Source organism: Roseibium porphyridii, assembly GCF_026191725.2.
Lineage (GTDB): Bacteria > Pseudomonadota > Alphaproteobacteria > Rhizobiales > Stappiaceae > Roseibium > Roseibium porphyridii.
Genome location: NZ_CP120863.1, coordinates 2,635,782 through 2,654,082, shown reverse-complemented (window position 1 = coordinate 2,654,082; position 18,301 = coordinate 2,635,782). Strand labels below are relative to the sequence as shown.

The following is an 18,301-nucleotide window of genomic DNA, read 5'->3' as shown; positions in this document are numbered from 1 at the left end:
ACTCCAATACAGAAAGCCGGTGCAATGCACCGGCTTTTTTTTCCTCTAACTATTGGAAGTCTAAATTCCACCTAGAGGGACGCAGCTCCAAATCATTTGCAAAAATTTCGCCTCAACTCATAAATGTATTTAATACGAAAACCAAAATATTACATCGGGTTCATGAATAACTATTAATATTGAATAGTAGAAAAAACCTCCCCACGTCAAAAGCGCGCAATCAAATTAGTCATTTTTTGATCAATGCAGCACTTCTGGAGAGGAACACTATGACTACTCATATCGGATCACGTAATACTGCCTTGTTTGACATGACAACGCTGCTGGACAAGCAGCTCGATGCTTTGAAGTCGACAACAAGCCAGAAAGATGCTGGGGGTCCGCCCGGTACAGATTTTAAAACGGACGCAACAGCGACAGAGGCCACCGGAACAGGACAGTCGGACCACGCCCTGCCCTTTCTGAACCTCGACCCATATGCCCTCAACGGGAAAGACAACCTTCCGGTCGGCGACCTGCAGGAAGGACCACAGGGCGGGATCACTTCGGAAGTCCAGTCTGCGAATGGTGCCGGAGAGCAGCAGCTCGGCTTCGGCCTTGAAATGATGAACCACACGTTCCGCACCTCGGACGGAACGCTAGACATCATGACCCTCGCCGAGGAGCGTGCGACCGAAATCAAGTCCGGTTTTTACAATGGCCAGGAGGTTGCCGTTGAATACCAGAGCGGGCTGATGCAGGCGTTCGAAGGGAACTTCTACGACAACCAGTTCCGACAGCTCTATATGGAAATGGCCTCCGAGGTTGGCACCACAATTCAGGCAGAAACCTTCGATGAACACGGCAACCAGGTTCTGACAGCCTTTGGTCAGGAACAGATGTTGGAGGTTTATGGCGAAGCGTTCGACTACGGGATCGCAGAATTCGAAATGATTTTCGAATTCGCTATCGACATTCAGTTGACCGATTTCGGCAGGTACGAGATGTCACTTTCGGTCATGTTCGAAGGTGAAATCATCTACCTGAACGGCGCGGAACGGGCCTATCTTTTCGAGTATGAAACGCCATTCCCGTTCTACTTTTCCAGCCTTGACGAGATTGAAATCGGTGCGCTTCCACAGGGCTTTTATGACGAAATCGCCCGTTTTGCGGCTGGCATGGGTGACGCCTGGGATGCAGTCGGAACGGTCAGTGACCACCTGGAAGCGGTTTTACTGCAGCTGCAGGAAGATGGGCATTATCAGCAGTGGGATGACATTGACCAGGGCCTGGAAAATCCATTCGATTTCAACCTGCCCAACGTAGATCCGTTCGCATAACAGATCACCTCGGCTTTTACAGGTTCAGCCCTTTGGCGTTCCACAAACAGATTGACCGATCGCCCTTCGCTCTTTTGAGTGAAGGGCTTCGCCTTTCGTGACTTGATTTTGACCCAGTCTTCGGCTCAAGTGAGCCCTGTTGCAAATCAGTCTTTTGATGCCCGAATGGGCCGATTCCGACATATCACTGGAGCCTGCCATGTCCCGCAAAGTCCGCCGTTTTCAGAGCGCTGTTAGCGCATCCAAAACCGGTCTTCGCGCAACGGTCATTGCGGCAGCTCTTGGTCTTGCCGCATGTCAAAACCAGTTCCAGACGCCTTCAGATCTGCTTTTTGCTCCGACCTTCTCCAAGGACCTTGGCAATATTCCTTACACCTACAACACACCTTACGACTGCCGGTCGTTCACGGGCAGTGGCTGGAAAGGCATCGCCAGCGGACGCGTGATCAATTTCGACAGGCGCTATCAGATCTCACAGGCCGGATGTTTTAAGACAGAGCAGGAATGCCAAGCATGGCTGTTTTACATGCGTGACTATATCGACGTTCCACGCTTCATGCGCTGCAACACCTACACGGCTTGATTGACCCCGCTTTCCGGCAACTCTCCCTGAAAGATGAGCCGCTCTGCCATATAGGTTTCCATAAAGTCGCGCAGGCATTTGGCTCTGGCACTTAAAAGACGACCTGTGGGCCACACAGCGTAAGCCTCACGTGTCTGGCCGCACCAGCGCGGCAGAACAAATTTCAACCGGCCTGCCAGAATATTCCCGGACGTTTCGGTGACGGGCAACAGTGCAATACCGTGTCCGCCGGCGGATAACTGACAGGCCAGTCCGATATCGTCCACAGCTACATTTATTGCCGGGTAATGAGCTGCTTTCTCCCCCGTATCCATGTTCTGGAGCTGCCAATGAGGCAGCGAAGGCACCCAGATCAGTTTGTGGGACTGCAGGTCTTCCGGTCTCTCCGGAGCACCTGCTTTGGCCAGATAGTCCGGCGCAGCCACCAGCATGGTTGCAACACGACCGACATGTTTCTGATAGAGACGCTGATCGGTCTGTGGTCCGAACCGAAGTGCCAGATCAATTCGGTTCTCCAAAAGGTCCTGATTTTCATTGCTCAGTTGCAGTGTGAGCTGGATATCAGGGTAGGTCTTCAAGAATGACGACCACATGGGTTCCAGCATGCCGACGGAGATGTTGGTTGGTGCCGCCACGCGCAGTGGCCCTCTCATTTCATTGAGATCCGCACTCAACCCTCGCAATGAAGTCTCAGCCTGCTGGAGGAGATCAGCGAATGCCTCGAAATACACCTCCCCCTCGGATGTAAGCGCAAACTTTCGAGCGGACCGGTGAACGAGCTGCGCACCGATCCCTTCCTCCAATTTGCGCAAGCGCCGGGTCACGGTCGCCGGCGGGACACCCAGCTGTTTGGCTGCAGCCGACAGGCTACGGTTTTGAGCGATGCGAATAAAAAGCGCGAGATCGTCAAGCATGATTTCATTTTCGAAAATTGAAGTCTCATCATTCGATATAGATTTAAATAAATGAAATCAATACATCAGTCCGCAGTCACACCAATCAACAATGGAGAGTGCAATGTCGAACTATTTCGTAAGCGCAGGCATCGAGCTTCAGGAAGGAGCTGACCTGAAAGAAGCTGAAAACGGACTGCGGCTTCTTGTGGAGCAGACCCAGAGCGAGCCCGGCTGCATCCTGTTTGAAATCCGTCAGAACCTCAAACAACCGCAGAAGTTCACATTGTGGGAATGCTGGACGAACCGGCAGGCACTACAGGACCACTTTGAAATGCCACACACGAAAGCCTATCTGGCGCGAAACCTGACAGAAGTGAACTATATCGAAGAGCTTGGCGAAATCGGGTCGAATGCTCGGCCGGACACAGCTTGAGTACCGATGAAACACCGTTTGATTGCTGCAATCCTGATGTCATTCGGCCTGTCGCTTCTCATGTCCTGCTGGGTGACACTCATCAATCTGGGTTGGTCAGACAGCTTTGTAGCTCAATGGATGGCAGCGTTTCGGCTCGCCTGGCCGCCGGCAGCCATCCTTGCCTTCCTTCTTGGCCCGCCCGCTCAAACACTGGCCGGTTACCTGGCAAACCGGCTTCCCAAGTTCAAAGGATCAAAAAATGACACTGACCCGCAAAAACTTTGAAAAACTTGGCCTGCCGGTTGGCCCCTACTCACACGTCGTCAGACACGGGGATACGCTTTTCACCTCCGGCTTTACGGCCTTCGGCACCGATCGGCAAAAAGGCTCGGCGCGTGAACAAACCTATGCCGTGCTTGAACAATTGGAATTTATCGCAGAGCAATTTGGCAGATCACTTGCCGACCTCATCAAGGTTACGGTTTTCGTGACTGACCCGGCTGACATTCCCGGCATAAGAGCCGCGCTTTCGGCCCGATACAAGGACGCGGTTCCAGCAAGCTCGCTTGTGATGGTTTCAGGATTGTTCGCGCCGGAACTGAAGGTGGAAATCGAAGCGACCATTGCGGCTTAACACTGCCCGGATGCACTGCTTCAACGTACCGAAAGGTCTTTCTTGAAAAAGATCGTTTCTTCGATCGGAGTAGAATAGTAGGCAGGCACTTCAACAAAGCCCGCAGCCTTGTAGAGCTTGATGGCGCCAGACATGGACGGCAATGTATCCAGTAGCATTTCGCTGTACCCAGCCGTAACGGCGGCATCAAGCACGCGCTCGACCAAACCGGCTCCAACACCGCGTCCCCGCCCTTTCGGCAGAACATAGAGCCGCTTCATCTCACAGGCGCCGTTTTCATCAAAAGCCCTCAGGCCGACACAGCCAAGGATCGCATTCGTCTCGTCTTTTGCCAGGAAAAGAGCACCCTTCGGAGGTGCATACTTGCCCGGCATACCAGCAAGTTCTTCTTCAAAACCCTGGTAGGACAAGTCGATATCGAGCCAGTCGACATAGGCTCGGAAGAGATCCTTCACGGTGTCCAGATCCCGCGCACTCTCCACGGGCGATATTGTGATACTGCTCTGTAATGTCATGAGATTGGCTGATGGCGTCCACTTGATGGTTTTGGTCAGTTTGCCGGTTCAGCGACGACTGGAATTGCTTTCAGATAGGCCGCAATCGCATTTCTGTCACTTGCTGGAAGGCGGGCCATGTTTTCCTGCACATGCACCATTTCACCACCCACGGAATCATATTCCGGCGTAAAACCGCTTTCCAGATAGTAAGCAATGTCAGCAGCGCTCCAGCTGCCAAACCCTCCTGGCGTCGGCGTGATGTCCGGAATTCTCCCTTCTCCAGTGGGAGCAGGCGCACCGCCAAGCCAGTCAGACAAAATGAGTCCGCCGGCAAAATCGCGTGGTGTGTGGCACTCACCGCAGTGGCCTGGCCCTTCAACGAGATAGCGGCCGCGGTCCCATAGCTCAGTGTCTATATCGCCATCGCCACTCGGCTGCGAAACGACGGGAGCCGGATCCAGGAACATACGTTTCCACAACCCGAGGCCCCGGCGAATATTGAAAGGAAAGCCGAGCTCATGCGGCGCAGCTTTGCCGTCAATGGACGGGACCGTTGCCAGGAACGCGTAAAGATCACCAAGGTCTTCCGGCGTCATGCGCGCGTAAGAAGTATATGGAAAGGCCGGATAGAAATTCTGACCGTCAGGTGACGTTCCGTGCGTCATTGCATTTGCAAAATCAATCAGAGACCAGCCACCGATCCCGTCGGCCTCGCTCGACGAAATGTTGGGAGCAACGAACACGCCGAAGGGCGTTTCGAGTCGCAAGCCGCCGCCAAGGTTCAAGAGATCGTCGCCCTTTGCTCCCTTCTCGGCATGGCAGGAAGCGCAGCCACCTGCCCAGAAGACAAGCTCACCCTTCGCGGGATCGCCTTCTTTCAGCGCGGACGCCTGTTCCGCACTCATTCGTGTGGGCGCAGAGAGGCCCCAACCGATGGCGGCGGCAATCCCCGCCAGAACAACAATTACAAGGATTGCCTTTTTCATCGGGCCTCTCCCGAAAAGACCAAAGAGAATCTCCGGATCGCGCCCGGTCAGTTCTTCTTACGGTACGTCTCGTGGCAGGATTTGCAAGTTGCAAGAACCGGCCCCATGGCTCCTTTGAATGCGTCAAGATCCGCCGGACCGTCTTTTCCTGAAGCCGCAGCGGCCTTTTCAGTTGCAGCCTGAAACTTTGCAAGCTCGGCGGCAAACCCGTCCGGATCTTCCCAGATCGCCGCGGCTGCCCCGGTGTCGCCCTGATCGGAACCCGCAGGATAATAGTCACCAAATGTCAGAGAAGCGGCTCTTACGGTGGCGATTGCTGCTTTTCCAGCAGCAGGAACATAGTCGATTTCGGCTTTCATCATGCCGCCGCCCAAACCGGCAGCTGCACCAACAGACGACATAATTGCCTTGCGGGTTTCAATGGGGTCGTCGGATGCCTGCGCGGCAATGCTGACTGCACCAAGACCTAAAACCAATCCGGCCACGGCCATTTTCCTGACAATGCGCATATTTTTCTCCCTCTCGCGTCATGAGTTCGATGGCATTTCATACCTTGCTGAGTACAGCGCAAGATCGGAGCACTATCAAAATCACGCTCCTGTGATCACCTGCCTATTTTGTAACAAAGTGTCGCTCTTTGCATGACACAACAAAAAACCCCGGTCGCGAGACCGGGGCTTCGTATTCACATCGATACGACGATGTTACCTGGTGGCTGCTTCGTAAAGCTCCAGCACATAGTCCCAGTCGATCATGCTGTCGACAAATGCTTCCAGATATTTCGGTCGCGCATTGCGATAATCGATGTAATAGGAGTGCTCCCACACATCGCAGCCGAGGATCGGTGTTGCACCGTGAACCAGCGGGTTCTCGCCGTTAGGTGTCTTCATGATCTCAAGCTTGCCGTCTTTCACGGCAACCCAAGCCCAACCGGAACCGAACTGGCCAACGCCAGCGGCAATGAAATCAGCGCGGAACTTGTCGAACCCGCCCAAATCACTGTCAATTGCGGAAGCAAGTGCACCCGGCAAGGAAGAGCCGCCGCCGTTTTTCTTCATCCACTTCCAGAAATGGATGTGATTGTAGTGCTGACCAGCGTTGTTGAAGAGCGGTGCGTTTTTGCCGTAGCTCTCCTTCACGATGTCTTCAAGAGACTTGCCTTCCAGACCACCGCCGGCAAGCAGCTCGTTGCCTTTGGTAACATAGGCCTGGTGGTGTTTGTCATGATGAAATTCCAGGGTTTCAGCAGACATGTAAGGTGCCAGGGCATCATATGCATATGGCAGGTCGGGCAATTCGAATGACATGACAAACTCCTCAAAAGGTCAGTGACCGGCGGTCCGGGCAACCGCCAGAAGAACCGCTTCGAGCGGCAAAATAGGATTGCAATGAGCTGTCGGCAAGCGTGTAACGCAAAATAAAAAAAAATTTTCTTGTTTTTTTATTCTGACCTCTCTCCGGATCCAGTGCTTCTGGAAACATGTCTTTGTGTGATCCGCAGCACGGCAAGTGTTGCTCAATCTGATAAGGTCAAAAAAGTTATTAGACCGGAGGCCAAACAACAAGGAGAGAGTTATGGCGTTAAAAAACACTTACTCGATTGCTCTTATTGTTTCGGCAACAATCATTATTGCTGCATTATTTCCAAAGTATACTGAAGAAAGTGATTGGAGTTCGCTTGACCAGTGCTACAACAACTATAAAAACTGCTGTAATCAAGAACAGAGCCAACGCCCGGAATTCTGTACGCTCCATGGCTGAGCAACATTCAGACCTCCGGCTTTTTCAGTAAACAGTTTCCTGTCGTGCCGCCGACAGCCTGATTTCACGACCTCAAATCTTCACGGGTCCTGAACGGTCTCAGTTCGCAGGCACTTCAAGCTAGACCGCTAAACTCAATCACGTCAATCAACCATTAAGTTGACTGATTGGATATCGCCTGCTAATTCACCTCTACGGTTGAATGAAAGTGTTGCTCGCGGGTTCCTGAATGTCTGGCAACCCGTCGGACTGTGGTAAGGAGGCGATAGTGGAAGTTGAAAACGTAAACTGGATTGCAGTTGGTGCTGGCACCGTCGTCGCTTTCTTGTTCGGATGGCTGGTTTATTCCCCGTTGCTCTTTGCGAAAGCCTGGGCCCAAGGTTCCGGTGTCGAACTCAACAAAGACAGTAAGCCTCCGATGAGCGCCATGATGCTTCAGATAATCGGGCTGTTCTTTTTGGCGACCGTGATTGGCATCACCGCTACATTCAATGCGCTGTTCGCGGCTATTCTTGCCATTCTGGCCGCTGCCGCATTGACGATTTCAAATGGTGCTTTCTGCAAAAAGAGCTTTGCTGCACTTGCCATAGACGCCGGCTACATTGTGGGTGCGGGAGTTCTGATGATCCTTGCGCAGGCTCTTCTTTGAAACAATCTGGTCCGCAAACGCGACGCTGCAGAAGTCCTGTTTCAGGCTGCCCTAAGAGAAGACCAACCCCGATAGCGCAACAAATTGGCCTGGATCTCGATCCAGTTCCGGACCCGGCAAAGCAATCGAAACGCGCTTGAATTTCCAACGAGCCGAGTGACATGGCAAATCGAGAGTGGCAAAGACCCTTCCATTCGCGCTAAATGGCACTGACTGGAAATACCGGAAGCCGCGAGACCGGAATGAAAGCCCTCTCCCGCGATCCGGCCACACTTGCAATCGGCGGCCTTTGCGCGCTTGCCGCTGCTATGGGTATCGGCCGGTTCGTTTACACGCCAATCCTGCCTTTCATGACCGAAGGCTTGAATCTGCCAGCCGATGAAGCAGGTCTGATCGCGGCTGCAAATTTTCTTGGCTATCTTTCCGGAGCTCTTGCTGGCGCGTCACGTTTTTTGTCAGGCAGCCCTCGCATGTGGTTCCTTGGCGGATTGCTTGTCAGCGCGCTGACAAGCGCTGCAATGGCTCTGACAACTGCTCTCTTTGCTTTTTTGGCAATCCGTTTCCTGAGCGGTGTAGCCAGCGCATTTGTTCTCGTTTTTTCAACAACCCTGATCCTTGAACGCCTCAACGCCGCAGGCCGCGGAGGCCTCTCTGCGCTGCATTTTGCCGGTGTCGGCTGCGGCATCGCCTTTTCAGCAATACTGGTAGCATCCCTCGCGCATGCAGGGACTGATTGGCGTGGCTTGTGGCTGGCGAGTGGCGCTGCAACTTTTGTTCTTCTGGTATTGGCAGCTTTTCTTGTACCGGGCAAAGACACTTCGCTCTTAAATCCATCCAACGAGGCCACCACCAGCGCCGTAAATAGCTACGAGACAACAATAAGCTATCTGGAACCCGGCCTTGTTCGATTAATCCTTGCCTATGGACTGTTTGGCTTCGGCTATGTCATCACCGCAACATTTGTCTCCACGATTGCGCGAACGACCCCTGCCCTGCAGCCAGCCGAGCCTTTTGTCTGGCTGACCGTTGGCCTTTTTGCGGTGCCGTCGATCTATATCTGGAACAAAGTTTCCAATTCTCTGGGGGCAAGGCGCGCCTTTGCTTTGGCAAGTGTCATCGAAGCAGCCGGTGTCGCCCTCACTGTGATTGGGCAGGCTCCATCAGTATTCCTGCTGGGTGCAGCTCTTCTTGGGGGCACCTTCATGGGCATGACTGCGCTTGGCTTGATGGAAGGCCGGCGCCTGGCAAGTGCGGGTGGCCCTGAAGCGATCCGAAGGATGTTGGCCATCCTGACGGCCAGTTTCGGAATTGGCCAGGTGATCGGCCCGTGGTTTGCAGGCTATCTGCACAACCTCACGGGCTCGTTTGATGGGGCATCGCTGGCAGCAGCAGTAGCCCTGCTTGTTGCGGCAGCGCTTGCGGTAAGGTAGCCGCACGGACCTGTTCTTCAGGTCAAGACAGGGTAACGTGTCTCCCGGGATCAGGAATGCGAGAAGTCCCAGTAAAGGTCGCGTGCACGAGCTGCAATTGGACCTGGCTGCAGGTCTCTCTTCTCGATGCGCTTCACCGGAGTGACCTTGTTATAGTTCCCGGTCGAAAAAATCTCGTCCGCTTCGAGAAAATCCTGATAGCCCATTGTGCGCTCAAACACATCAAAGCCCGCAGATCTGAGCAGCTGAATGACACGCTGGCGCGTGATGCCGTTCAGAAAAGTTCCGTTCGGAGCCGGTGTGTGAACCTTGCCGTCTTTTGCCATAAAGATATTGGCAGACGTCAACTCAGCGACATTGCCGAGCATATCCCTTACAACAGCATTGTCGAAGCCGCGTTCCTTGGCCTCAACCATAGCCCTGGCATTGTTGGGATATAGGCATCCGGCCTTGGCATTGACCGGCATACATTCCATTGTCGGCCGACGATAAGGCGACAGCGTGATGCTCATCGCGGTATCCTTGGGAGCCATTGGCGCGTCGAACAGACAAAGGCAAAAACGTGTGCTGTTCGGATCCCCGGTGATGACACCGGGTCCGTCGTGTTCCGACCAATACATCGGCTTCACATAAATCTGCTGATCGCCTTTGAATTTGGCGCAACCTTCCTTTGTGAGCTCAACCATGTCACCGACTTTCATGGTTGGCTTGATGCCTAGTGCCAGGGCAGAATCGTTGACGCGCAAGCAATGCAGATCAATATCGGGCATGACGCCATCGAAGAAACGGGCCCCATCGAAAACACTAGACCCCAACCAGGAGGCATGGGTTCGCGGCCCCATGATTGGCGGATTGCCTTCGTGCCAAGTCCCGTCGATCCAGGTCCATGTGTCACTCCACCCGCTCATGTTTCCTCCAGTTTTTCTTCCTGTCGCCAGCTGTCTTGCAAACCGACACAACACCGCGCACAATCCAAGGTCAATAGCTTACCGCATGATTGAAAAAAGTCGCTTTCTTTATTCCTCAAAGGCTCGTGTTTTGAGACAAAAACCTCCAAAGTGCGCACTCAAAAAGGAATTTTCTTCCTTCAGATCCTTCTTCTGAAATTTGAAAACCACGGGCGGCTGCCACCACACTATTGTTGTCGAGACGTTGACACAGTAACGACAATGTTCTCTATTTGTTCTTACGCATCAAAAAGGAGATCTGTGACATGGAACAACGTATTTCAATGACAACCCTCGCAGTTCCCGATGTCGGAGCTGCCCGTCAATTCTTTGAAAGTGGTCTCGGCTGGAAGGTCAACGCCGCCCCCTCACCTGAGGTCGTTTTCTTTCAGGTCATCGGAGGCGTGTTTGCGCTCTATTCCCGTGAAGCACTCGCCAAGGAAATCGACCGCCCGGTAACCGAAAATCCAACCGGCGCGATTACCCTTGCCTGGAACGCCCGCTCTGAAAAAGACGTCGATGAGATGTTTGCCAAGGCGGTAAAGGCTGGGGCAAACCCGGTCAAAACACCCGAAAAGGCCTTTTGGGGTGGGTACAGCTCTTATGTCGAAGTGCCCGGTGGTCATCTGTTGGAAATCGCGCACAATCCTTTCTGGACAATAGCACCGGATGGGGCGGTAGAACTTCCAACCGAGTAATCTGGCTTGAGCCTATGCCACTTTTGTCGCATATCAGCGTGCTTGACGCACGGTCCGCCAGAGGCTTCTCTGCCGCGGTTCATTTTTAAGGCGATGGAGATCCGGGTATGGCACATGCCGCTTTTGTGTTTGACGCATATGGCACTCTATTTGACGTGCATGCAGCTGTGCGCAAACACGCATCGAAACTCGGGCCTGACGCTCAGAAACTTTCATCGCTATGGCGTGAAAAGCAGCTCGAATATTCCTGGGTGCGCGCGCTCATGGGTCAATACAAAGACTTCTGGGAATTGACACAACAGGGACTGGACACGGCCTTTGCGCTTGTTCCCTCAGCCGACAGGTCCCTTCGAGACGATCTGTTGAGCGCTTATTGGGAATTGGACTGCTATCCTGAAGTTCCGCAAGTCCTGACCGATCTGAAAGCGACAGGCGCAAAGATCGCTATCCTTTCGAACGGGTCGCCTGCAATGCTGGAGGCGGCAGCGAAGGCCTCTGGGTTGAGCGACCTCTTCGACGAAATCTTCTCGGTAGACGACCTGAAGACATTCAAGACCGATCCGCAGGTTTATGAAATGGTCACGACCCAGTTCAGGATCTATCCTGAAGAGGTCTCCTTTCAGTCGTCCAACCGTTGGGATGTTGCCGGCGCAACCGCATTCGGCTTTCGCACTGTCTGGATGAATAGGACAGGCATGCCGGACGAATATCTGGATCTTGCCCCGAAGGCCGTCCTTGCGGATCTGACCGGATTGTCGGCCCTAAGCTGATTGGCAGGTAACCAAGAAAAACACCGGCAGGGTTTGGCTGCCGGTGGTTTCATTTGGCTGGTATTGCGGGATCAGAACGAGCGCGACAAGCCGATCATGAACCGATGATTTCCGGACGCACGCTTGACGCTCGTGCCGCCATAATTTGCCTTGTCGTCAACTATGCCTGTCACGCTGTAGTCGGCACGAAGTCGCCATTTGTCTTGCACGGCAACTTCAAGGCCTGCACCCAGCACGGGACCAAGGGAAACGGATGAACGTTCCTTTCCATTGGCTTTGAGACTGTGTTCCGTCGCGGCCAAGCCAACGCTGACATAAGGCATGAAGTTCCTGATTGGCAGGCCTGCTCGTGCCTTGGCACTGGCGGTCCACTTTGCGCCGGTCTTGACACTACCCAAAGCTGGATGCCGAACCGTCTCGCGTCCACCGAGATAGGTGGCCCCGCCCTCAACGCCGAGTACAAATCGCGACACTTGCCAATTGTAGCCGCCAAAAAGACCAAAGGCAGCATCCAGCCGTGAAGCATCTTTCGTTCTCCCATTTGCCTTGACCTCGGTCACCGTTTGTGACGGCCCAGCCTCAAAACCCAAATAGGGCCCTGCCCAAATGGACGTTGGGGCGGGCACAGGATCGAAACCAGGTGCCTCGAAGTCGTCGAGATCGGCTGCACGGGCTCCCGAGACGAGCAGGATCAGGACAACACATAAAATGACGGGTTCTATCAGCCAGTGGCAGCGCAGTTTCCGCAGGACCGCGGAACGCCGTAATTTGGCCGGAACGAAAAAAACATAATTGGCAAAAGAACTTACCATCGAGGATCTCGCTTGAGTTTTGAGTCTTACCTCGCTTCACAATTTTCATTTCTTATTGCAAAACGATAATTTTAAAATTGTTTGCATTAATTTTTTTGTCAATAGCAATATCAAAATAATTGCATTTCACCGACTGGCGCTGTAGACACACCACCAAGTGAGTTACCTACTGGAGCAACCAATGAACTCTCAGGAATGGGCAGAAAGAGAAAAACGGCTAACGAGAATTCGAAGGCTGTCCGCGTTCATGAAATGGGCGGTCACCCTGGTTCTTGCCCTTATGGTATTGCTTGGCGCCGTCATTCTCTTTGAAGTCGCCATGCCGAGCAATCTGTTGATCGACCCCAATGAAACGATCGACATTGCAGAAGTCGAACGTAAGATTGGCGAAATTCCATACGGTCAACGTTTGGGAATTGCAGTGCTATTCTGGGTGGCTATTGCCTGTCTTTCCTTGTCGATCTGGAACATTCGACAGGTCTTCAAACGCTTCCAGATGATGGAATTCTTCTCTCCCAAAACGCTTGCCAACGTCATTTCCATCGGTGTCTGGCTGATCATTTTTGCGGTTTTTGACCTGATCAGCGATCCGATTGGTTCCGTGATCCTGACCTATGATCTTCCCCCTGGTGAACGTTCCCTGGAGGTCTCGCTCGATGGCGCTGAGATTTTCTGTTTCATCTTGGGTGCTCTCATGCTGCTGTTCGGCTGGATCCTGCGCGAGGCGGCACTGATTGCCGACGAGAACCGGCAGTTCGTCTGATGCGCGGCTGGAGATCAATCAGATGACCAGAGCTGGATCAACTGGCGAGCCTATACGCCTACAACGCATTCGGTTTCTCGCAGGGTCCTTGAAATGGGGCGTTTCGGTCTGCGTGTTCGGCCTGGCGATTGTCACCCTTATTAGCGTTGCCTCCCTGCTGGTTCCCTCATTCGGAACACTGTTAGGCCTCGCAACCGTTTCTATCGATGAAACAGAACGGTTGCTTGCTGAGATGCCAATTGGAATGCGGTTAGCTCTGACAACACTGGTTGTGGTCACGCTCACACTTTTGTTTGGCGCGCTCTGGAGTTTACGAAACCTGTGTCTGCAGTTTCAAAATCTGGAGTTCTTTTCTTCAAAGACATCAGAAGCCATCGTAGTGCTTGGTATCTGGCTCATTTCGTATGCGCTTTTTGACGTGGCCAGTGAACCTGTCGCCTGGCTGATCCTCACGCTGGACTTCGCCGAAGGCGAAAGGATTGTTGACGTCACCGTTGATGGTGAGGAAATATTTTGCATGATTCTCGGAGCGCTCTTGCTCCTTTTCGGATGGATCATGCGCGAGGCCGCTCTGCTTGCAGAAGAAAACAGACAAATAATATAGCAACGGTGCACCGGGAACCCATCATGCCAATCATCATTGAACTGGATGTCATGCTCGCCCGTCGCAAGATGCGTTCAAAGGAGTTGGCCGAGCGCATTGGAATTACGGAACAGAATGTCTCGCTGCTCAAATCCGGCAAAGTAAAGGGTGTGCGGTTTGAAACGCTTGAAAAAATCTGCGAAGTGCTGGACTGCCAGCCCGGCGACATTCTGATCTTTGAGCCTGACCCTGAAAGCGGAACTTGAGCGCATTTTGAGAACACCTCAAAAATGCAAGTTTCAGCTGCCCGGTCCTGCCTGGGCAGCAAAACCGTCATACATCCGTGATGCTATTCGGCAGCTTCTGCCGATCCGTATCCCAACTGCTCATTCAGCTTACCGATCAGGCCAACCGCAGCTTCGGCGATAACCGTTCCCGGCGGGAAGATCGCAGCTGCGCCAGCTTCATAAAGGGCATCATAATCCTGCGGCGGGACAACGCCGCCAACTACGATGATGATGTCTTCTCGCCCTTCTTGTGCAAGTGCGGATTTCAGAGCTGGAACCAGCGTCAGATGACCTGCCGCGAGCGATGAAACGCCGACGACATGAACGTCGTTTTCAACAGCCTGACGGGCGGCCTCTTCGGGCGTCTGGAACAACGGACCGATATCGACATCAAAACCAAGGTCGGCGAAGGCCGAAGCGATCACTTTCTGTCCACGGTCGTGGCCGTCCTGGCCCATCTTTGCGACAAGTATACGCGGGCGACGGCCGTCATTGTCCTCAAAGGTTTCAACCAGCTTTTGCACCTTGTCCATGGTTCCGGACATCTCGCCTGCCTCCCGTTTGTAGACCCCGGCAATAGACTTGATTTCGGCCTTGTGTCTGTCAAAAACCTTTTCCATGGCGAGGGAGATTTCGCCGACTGTTGCCATCGCACGCGCGGCCTTGACGGAAAGGTCCAGCAGGTTGCCATCGCCGGTTTCTGCGCACTTGGTAAGGGCTTCAAGAGCAGCCTGTGTCTCAGTCTCGTTCCGTTCCTCGCGCAGCCGCCTCAGTTTGTCGATCTGGGCGGCCCTGACCTGGGCATTGTCGACCTTCAGGACATCGATCGGGGGTTCGTTTTCAGGTTTGAATTTATTGACACCGACAACCGTCTGAGTACCGCTATCGATCCGTGCCTGCGTTTTGGCTGCGGCCTCCTCGATGCGTAGTTTCGGAATGCCCTTCTCAATCGCCTTTGCCATTCCGCCAAGTTCTTCCACTTCGCGGATATGAGCCATTGCTTTTTCGGCCAGATCGGCTGTCAGCTTTTCAACGTAAAAGGAACCGCCCCACGGGTCGATCACCTTGGTCGTCCCGCTTTCCTGTTGCAGGAATAGCTGTGTGTTGCGGGCAATGCGTGCCGAAAAGTCAGTCGGCAGGGCCAAGGCTTCATCCAACGCGTTGGTGTGCAGGGACTGGGTGTGTCCTTGTGTTGCCGCCATGGCTTCAACGCATGTGCGAACCACATTGTTGAACACGTCCTGAGCTGTCAGCGACCAACCCGATGTCTGCGAATGGGTGCGCAGGGACAAAGACTTCGGGTTTTTCGGCTGGAAGTTTTCTTCCATTAGTGTCGCCCAGATAAGGCGTGCAGCCCTCAGCTTGGCAACTTCCATGAAGAAGTTCATGCCTATCGCCCAGAAGAACGACAGCCTCGGCGCGAAACGGTCAATATCCATGCCTGCGGCCACCCCGGCACGGGCATATTCGATTCCATCGGCAATCGTATAGGCAAGTTCCAGATCCGCCGTCGCACCCGCTTCCTGCATATGATAGCCGGAGATGGAGATCGAGTTGAACCGCGGCATGTTCTGCGAGGTGTAGCTGAAAATATCCGAGATGATCCGCATCGAATGCTGCGGAGGATAGATATAGGTGTTGCGGACCATGAACTCCTTCAGAATATCGTTCTGAATGGTGCCTGAAAGATCCTGTTGCGCGACACCCTGCTCTTCGGCAGCCACGATATAAAGCGCCAGAACGGGCAGAACTGCACCATTCATGGTCATGGACACGCTCATCTTGTCCAACGGAATTCCAGAGAAGAGCGTACGCATATCATAAATGGAATCGATGGCCACACCGGCCATGCCGACATCGCCCGAAACACGGGGATGATCGCTGTCATATCCCCTGTGAGTGGCGAGATCGAACGCGACCGACAACCCTTTTTGACCCGCCGCAAGATTGCGCCTGTAAAAAGCATTGGAATCTTCTGCCGTTGAAAAGCCTGCGTATTGGCGCACAGTCCAGGGCTGCTGGACATACATCGTTGGATATGGTCCGCGCAGATATGGCGCTAAACCCGGCCAGGTGTCGATGTGCTTGAGGCCCTCGGTGTCCACTGCTTCGAAAACCGGTGGCACGTCGATGTCTTCTGGCGTTTTCCAAGCCGTTTGGCCAGCCTTTTCAACATTCGGCAACACGTTGCGGAACGGTTTGTCGGAATAATTCGGGATCCTGCTCATCCCCGGACCTCCAGATCTGTCAACGCGGTGTCGGCGGCCTTGGTGAGACGCCCATGCGCTGTTTCAAGCAAGGCAAGCAGATCGCAACCAGCATAAAGGTATGTATCTATGCCAGCTTCAGTGTAGCTCTTTTCCCGCTCGCCGGGTTTACCAGCCAGATAAAGATGTGTCGCGCCAGCTTCCTTGAGCCCAACAGCGACGGCTTCTGCCTCTGCCTCATAGACCGCATCCGATGATACCAGACATGCCAGCGGTGCGCCGCTTTGCCTGAAAGACGCAATCAGTTGTTCGCGCGTTTCAAAAACCTGCGGGCCAACAGTCTCTATTCCGCCAGCGGCAAAGGCATTCGCGGTCCAGGTCGCACGTGCCGTAAACTGTGCGAGGCTTCCAAGGCTCGCCAAAAACACTCTAGGCGGAGCCGCGTTCTGCGCTTCATAGTCTTCAGCGTCTGAGCGTAGACGCTCAAAAGGTTCTGCGATCCGTCCCGTTTCCAATGCTCTGAGCGAAGTGTCGCGTGGCACAAGATCGAGACGCATTCCAAGCTTGCGAAGAGAGTGCCCCTGCAACGCCAGAGCTTTCACGGCATTCAGCCGCTCGCCGGTTCCCGGTTCCGGCAATTCCTGTGGAGGTGCCTCCAAGTCTGCTATGTCCTGAGATGTGGCCTGAAGAACCTCGACAGCCTTCTCTGAGAGATCCGGAAACTCGCTGACACCGGTAATTGGCCTCTTTCTCCGCGCGACTTTCGCCTGCAAATCTGTTCTCGCAGCTTCAATCTTGTCGTGCACAAAACCAGATCGAATTGCGTTGACAAGTCCGCCAGCAGCCTCGATTTCCTGGAATAGTTTCCAGGCCACTTCGCACAGATTATCCGTTCTGCCTTCAATCGCACCCGATCCCGCTGATGGGTCCATGACCTTTGAAAGGCTGCTCTCTTCAAGCAAGATCGACTGGGTGTTGCGTGCAATTCTGCGCGCAAATGCGTCAGGCAAGCCCACTGCGAGCGTGTGTGGCAGCACACAGATGCTGTCCGCACCGCCAACACCGGCAGCAAAGGCTGCAACGGTATTTCTTAGCAAGTTGACCCAGGGATCCCTTCGCGTGAGCATTCGGAAAGACGTGCACATGTGCAGCTGCATCGGGCTTTGTGGCAACTCGGCACCCTCCAGAACACAGGCCCAGAGCGCGCGGATGGCGCGAGCTTTCGCAATGGTTCCGAATTGATCGGCTTCGGCAACCAGGCTCATTGAGATGCGGTCCGGCCAGTCTTCGGGAGGGAGTTGCGTGTCTTCCAGCATCCGAAGATGTGCAGCCGCGGAAGCCAGAACAAGCGCCAGCTCTTGAGCTGGAGTTGCCCCGGCCTCATGCCAGACCCGTCCGTCCGCCTTCATCAGGCGAGCCGGGCTGCCCAGCTCATGTGCAGATCCGACAGCGTCACGGAAATGCCGAAACACATTTTCCATATCGTCAAGCGCAACGCCGTTCTCTGCGATCCAGCTATAGGGATCGAACCCGGCTGTGATGTTCACAGTCGCTGGATCAAGTCCCTGCTTTTCCAGATAGGCGAACAACGCTGCAAGAACCTGTATGTTCTCCCGACCGGCGTCGAATCTGAGACTGATCAGGTCCAGTTGAACGTCCTTCAGCAGCGTTTCAATGGAAGAAAGACCTTCCACATGAATGCCGCTTCCGTAAGCGCTCGGTGCTCCGAAGAAAATAAGATCAAGACCGCTCGCGCCACCGTTGAGGTCATCGAGGATCTGCAGGTTGGCTTGGGAAGGGTCTGGTATGTCAATCCTTTGGACGACCGCCCAGTCAGCATTGCCTGCGCGCAACAATTTCGCTGCCGTATCAGAACGCCGAGGATAGAGCGGCGCCGTATCAAAACCGTCTTCAGTCTGCCCAAACAGCCGGTCTCTTGACTGCCCCTTAAGTGCCTTGTCGACCGATGCCCACCAGTCGTCTTCATCGGCGCTGTAAAAGCTGTCGGGTCCAGTGAAACTGTTCGGCATTTCAAACTCTCCCTGACCGGCTACCCGCTTGAAT

General features: G+C 53.8%; 22 protein-coding genes. 13 read left to right on the top strand and 9 right to left on the bottom strand.

Annotated elements, in window-relative coordinates:
• Positions 1 to 269: 269 nt before the first annotated feature.
• Entirely contained in the window at positions 270 to 1,319 is a 1,050-nt protein-coding gene (locus K1718_RS12440; RefSeq protein ID WP_265684628.1) for a hypothetical protein, read from the top strand.
• Between the two features lie 199 nt (positions 1,320 to 1,518).
• Positions 1,519 to 1,902, top strand: coding sequence for a hypothetical protein (locus tag K1718_RS12435; protein ID WP_265684627.1), 384 nt, complete (start codon positions 1,519 to 1,521; stop codon positions 1,900 to 1,902).
• On the opposite strand, the gene K1718_RS12430 is transcribed toward K1718_RS12435, so the two are convergent.
• The gene (locus K1718_RS12430) at positions 1,890 to 2,816 is read right to left on the bottom strand and encodes a LysR family transcriptional regulator (protein WP_265684626.1); all 927 of its coding nucleotides are present in this window, start codon (positions 2,814 to 2,816) and stop codon (positions 1,890 to 1,892) included. The two genes, K1718_RS12435 and K1718_RS12430, sit on opposite strands and share 13 nt — an antisense overlap.
• Before the next feature lie 103 nt (positions 2,817 to 2,919).
• On the opposite strand from K1718_RS12430, the gene K1718_RS12425 reads away from it, so the two are divergent.
• Genes K1718_RS12425 through K1718_RS12415 form a run of 3 tightly spaced genes read left to right on the top strand, consistent with a single transcriptional unit; the run spans position 2,920 to position 3,847 of the window.
• Positions 2,920 to 3,231, top strand: coding sequence for a putative quinol monooxygenase (locus K1718_RS12425; protein ID WP_265684625.1), 312 nt, complete (start codon positions 2,920 to 2,922; stop codon positions 3,229 to 3,231).
• Positions 3,232 to 3,237: 6 nt separating this feature from the next.
• Positions 3,238 to 3,498, top strand: coding sequence for a DUF2798 domain-containing protein (locus K1718_RS12420; protein ID WP_265684624.1), 261 nt, complete (start codon positions 3,238 to 3,240; stop codon positions 3,496 to 3,498).
• Entirely contained in the window at positions 3,473 to 3,847 is a 375-nt protein-coding gene (locus K1718_RS12415) for a RidA family protein (protein WP_265684623.1), read from the top strand. Before K1718_RS12420 ends, K1718_RS12415 begins: the two co-directional genes overlap by 26 nt.
• Before the next feature lie 20 nt (positions 3,848 to 3,867).
• Here K1718_RS12415 and K1718_RS12410 read toward each other — a convergent pair whose 3' ends face one another.
• The 4 genes from K1718_RS12410 to K1718_RS12395 form a co-directional block, all read right to left on the bottom strand.
• On the bottom strand, positions 3,868 to 4,362 hold the full coding sequence (locus K1718_RS12410; protein WP_265684622.1) for a GNAT family N-acetyltransferase: 495 nt from the start codon (positions 4,360 to 4,362) through the stop codon (positions 3,868 to 3,870).
• Between the two features lie 35 nt (positions 4,363 to 4,397).
• On the bottom strand, positions 4,398 to 5,330 hold the full coding sequence (locus K1718_RS12405; protein WP_265684621.1) for a c-type cytochrome: 933 nt from the start codon (positions 5,328 to 5,330) through the stop codon (positions 4,398 to 4,400).
• Positions 5,331 to 5,377: 47 nt separating this feature from the next.
• Positions 5,378 to 5,839: a c-type cytochrome gene (locus K1718_RS12400; RefSeq protein WP_152501209.1), complete on the bottom strand. Its 462-nt coding sequence runs from the start codon at positions 5,837 to 5,839 to the stop codon at positions 5,378 to 5,380.
• Between the two features lie 195 nt (positions 5,840 to 6,034).
• Positions 6,035 to 6,637: a superoxide dismutase gene (locus K1718_RS12395; protein ID WP_265684620.1), complete on the bottom strand. Its 603-nt coding sequence runs from the start codon at positions 6,635 to 6,637 to the stop codon at positions 6,035 to 6,037.
• A gap of 268 nt (positions 6,638 to 6,905) precedes the next feature.
• Between K1718_RS12395 and K1718_RS12390 the strand changes: the two genes are divergently transcribed.
• The 3 genes from K1718_RS12390 (at position 6,906) to K1718_RS12380 (ending at position 9,170) form a co-directional block, all read left to right on the top strand.
• Positions 6,906 to 7,091, top strand: coding sequence for a hypothetical protein (locus K1718_RS12390; RefSeq protein ID WP_173005982.1), 186 nt, complete (start codon positions 6,906 to 6,908; stop codon positions 7,089 to 7,091).
• A gap of 268 nt (positions 7,092 to 7,359) precedes the next feature.
• The gene (locus tag K1718_RS12385; protein WP_265684619.1) at positions 7,360 to 7,740 is read left to right on the top strand and encodes a DUF1761 domain-containing protein; all 381 of its coding nucleotides are present in this window, start codon (positions 7,360 to 7,362) and stop codon (positions 7,738 to 7,740) included.
• A 242-nt stretch (positions 7,741 to 7,982) separates the two neighbouring features.
• Positions 7,983 to 9,170, top strand: a complete 1,188-nt coding sequence (locus K1718_RS12380) for a YbfB/YjiJ family MFS transporter (protein WP_265684618.1) — start codon at positions 7,983 to 7,985, stop codon at positions 9,168 to 9,170.
• 50 nt (positions 9,171 to 9,220) lie between these two features.
• Here K1718_RS12380 and K1718_RS12375 read toward each other — a convergent pair whose 3' ends face one another.
• Entirely contained in the window at positions 9,221 to 10,078 is an 858-nt protein-coding gene (locus K1718_RS12375) for a branched-chain amino acid aminotransferase (RefSeq protein WP_152501206.1), read from the bottom strand.
• 305 nt (positions 10,079 to 10,383) lie between these two features.
• Here K1718_RS12375 and K1718_RS12370 point away from each other — a divergent pair, with 305 nt between their 5' ends.
• Together K1718_RS12370 and K1718_RS12365 are read left to right on the top strand one after the other, a co-directional pair.
• Positions 10,384 to 10,815, top strand: a complete 432-nt coding sequence (locus K1718_RS12370) for a VOC family protein (protein WP_152501205.1) — start codon at positions 10,384 to 10,386, stop codon at positions 10,813 to 10,815.
• A 107-nt stretch (positions 10,816 to 10,922) separates the two neighbouring features.
• A complete protein-coding gene (locus K1718_RS12365; RefSeq protein ID WP_152501204.1) occupies positions 10,923 to 11,585 on the top strand; it encodes a haloacid dehalogenase type II in 663 nt (220 codons plus the stop codon).
• Between the two features lie 71 nt (positions 11,586 to 11,656).
• Here K1718_RS12365 and K1718_RS12360 read toward each other — a convergent pair whose 3' ends face one another.
• On the bottom strand, positions 11,657 to 12,397 hold the full coding sequence (locus K1718_RS12360) for an outer membrane protein (protein WP_265684617.1): 741 nt from the start codon (positions 12,395 to 12,397) through the stop codon (positions 11,657 to 11,659).
• Between the two features lie 181 nt (positions 12,398 to 12,578).
• On the opposite strand from K1718_RS12360, the gene K1718_RS12355 reads away from it, so the two are divergent.
• From K1718_RS12355 to K1718_RS12345, 3 genes are read left to right on the top strand one after another with little or no spacing between them, the layout of a single operon-like run.
• Positions 12,579 to 13,160 carry a DUF2975 domain-containing protein gene (locus tag K1718_RS12355; protein WP_152501202.1) on the top strand — a complete coding sequence of 194 codons (582 nt, stop codon included), beginning with the start codon at positions 12,579 to 12,581 and terminating at the stop codon, positions 13,158 to 13,160.
• A complete protein-coding gene (locus tag K1718_RS12350; protein ID WP_265684616.1) occupies positions 13,132 to 13,764 on the top strand; it encodes a DUF2975 domain-containing protein in 633 nt (210 codons plus the stop codon). Before K1718_RS12355 ends, K1718_RS12350 begins: the two co-directional genes overlap by 29 nt.
• 23 nt (positions 13,765 to 13,787) lie before the next feature.
• Complete coding sequence (locus K1718_RS12345; RefSeq protein ID WP_265684615.1) at positions 13,788 to 14,009, top strand: helix-turn-helix domain-containing protein; 222 nt, start codon at positions 13,788 to 13,790, stop codon at positions 14,007 to 14,009.
• A gap of 83 nt (positions 14,010 to 14,092) precedes the next feature.
• On the opposite strand, the gene scpA is transcribed toward K1718_RS12345, so the two are convergent.
• Positions 14,093 to 16,258: a methylmalonyl-CoA mutase gene (gene scpA, locus K1718_RS12340; protein WP_265684614.1), complete on the bottom strand. Its 2,166-nt coding sequence runs from the start codon at positions 16,256 to 16,258 to the stop codon at positions 14,093 to 14,095.
• On the bottom strand, positions 16,255 to 18,267 hold the full coding sequence (locus K1718_RS12335) for a methylmalonyl-CoA mutase family protein (RefSeq protein WP_265684613.1): 2,013 nt from the start codon (positions 18,265 to 18,267) through the stop codon (positions 16,255 to 16,257). The genes scpA and K1718_RS12335 overlap by 4 nt, the downstream gene beginning before the upstream one ends.
• Positions 18,268 to 18,301: the final 34 nt, after the last annotated feature.

Excerpts from the sequence above, each read along its gene's own strand:
- K1718_RS12440 (WP_265684628.1), top strand. The coding sequence starts at position 270 with ATGACTACTCATATCGGATCACGTAATACTGCCTTGTTTGACATGACA.
- K1718_RS12435 (WP_265684627.1), top strand. The coding sequence starts at position 1,519 with ATGTCCCGCAAAGTCCGCCGTTTTCAGAGCGCTGTTAGCGCATCCAAA.
- K1718_RS12430 (WP_265684626.1), bottom strand. The coding sequence starts at position 2,816 with ATGCTTGACGATCTCGCGCTTTTTATTCGCATCGCTCAAAACCGTAGC.
- K1718_RS12425 (WP_265684625.1), top strand. The coding sequence starts at position 2,920 with ATGTCGAACTATTTCGTAAGCGCAGGCATCGAGCTTCAGGAAGGAGCT.
- K1718_RS12420 (WP_265684624.1), top strand. The coding sequence starts at position 3,238 with ATGAAACACCGTTTGATTGCTGCAATCCTGATGTCATTCGGCCTGTCG.
- K1718_RS12415 (WP_265684623.1), top strand. The coding sequence starts at position 3,473 with ATGACACTGACCCGCAAAAACTTTGAAAAACTTGGCCTGCCGGTTGGC.
- K1718_RS12410 (WP_265684622.1), bottom strand. The coding sequence starts at position 4,362 with ATGACATTACAGAGCAGTATCACAATATCGCCCGTGGAGAGTGCGCGG.
- K1718_RS12405 (WP_265684621.1), bottom strand. The coding sequence starts at position 5,330 with ATGAAAAAGGCAATCCTTGTAATTGTTGTTCTGGCGGGGATTGCCGCC.
- K1718_RS12400 (WP_152501209.1), bottom strand. The coding sequence starts at position 5,839 with ATGCGCATTGTCAGGAAAATGGCCGTGGCCGGATTGGTTTTAGGTCTT.
- K1718_RS12395 (WP_265684620.1), bottom strand. The coding sequence starts at position 6,637 with ATGTCATTCGAATTGCCCGACCTGCCATATGCATATGATGCCCTGGCA.
- K1718_RS12390 (WP_173005982.1), top strand. The coding sequence starts at position 6,906 with ATGGCGTTAAAAAACACTTACTCGATTGCTCTTATTGTTTCGGCAACA.
- K1718_RS12380 (WP_265684618.1), top strand. The coding sequence starts at position 7,983 with ATGAAAGCCCTCTCCCGCGATCCGGCCACACTTGCAATCGGCGGCCTT.
- K1718_RS12375 (WP_152501206.1), bottom strand. The coding sequence starts at position 10,078 with ATGAGCGGGTGGAGTGACACATGGACCTGGATCGACGGGACTTGGCAC.
- K1718_RS12370 (WP_152501205.1), top strand. The coding sequence starts at position 10,384 with ATGGAACAACGTATTTCAATGACAACCCTCGCAGTTCCCGATGTCGGA.
- K1718_RS12365 (WP_152501204.1), top strand. The coding sequence starts at position 10,923 with ATGGCACATGCCGCTTTTGTGTTTGACGCATATGGCACTCTATTTGAC.
- K1718_RS12360 (WP_265684617.1), bottom strand. The coding sequence starts at position 12,397 with ATGGTAAGTTCTTTTGCCAATTATGTTTTTTTCGTTCCGGCCAAATTA.
- K1718_RS12355 (WP_152501202.1), top strand. The coding sequence starts at position 12,579 with ATGAACTCTCAGGAATGGGCAGAAAGAGAAAAACGGCTAACGAGAATT.
- K1718_RS12345 (WP_265684615.1), top strand. The coding sequence starts at position 13,788 with ATGCCAATCATCATTGAACTGGATGTCATGCTCGCCCGTCGCAAGATG.
- scpA (WP_265684614.1), bottom strand. The coding sequence starts at position 16,258 with ATGAGCAGGATCCCGAATTATTCCGACAAACCGTTCCGCAACGTGTTG.
- K1718_RS12335 (WP_265684613.1), bottom strand. The coding sequence starts at position 18,267 with ATGCCGAACAGTTTCACTGGACCCGACAGCTTTTACAGCGCCGATGAA.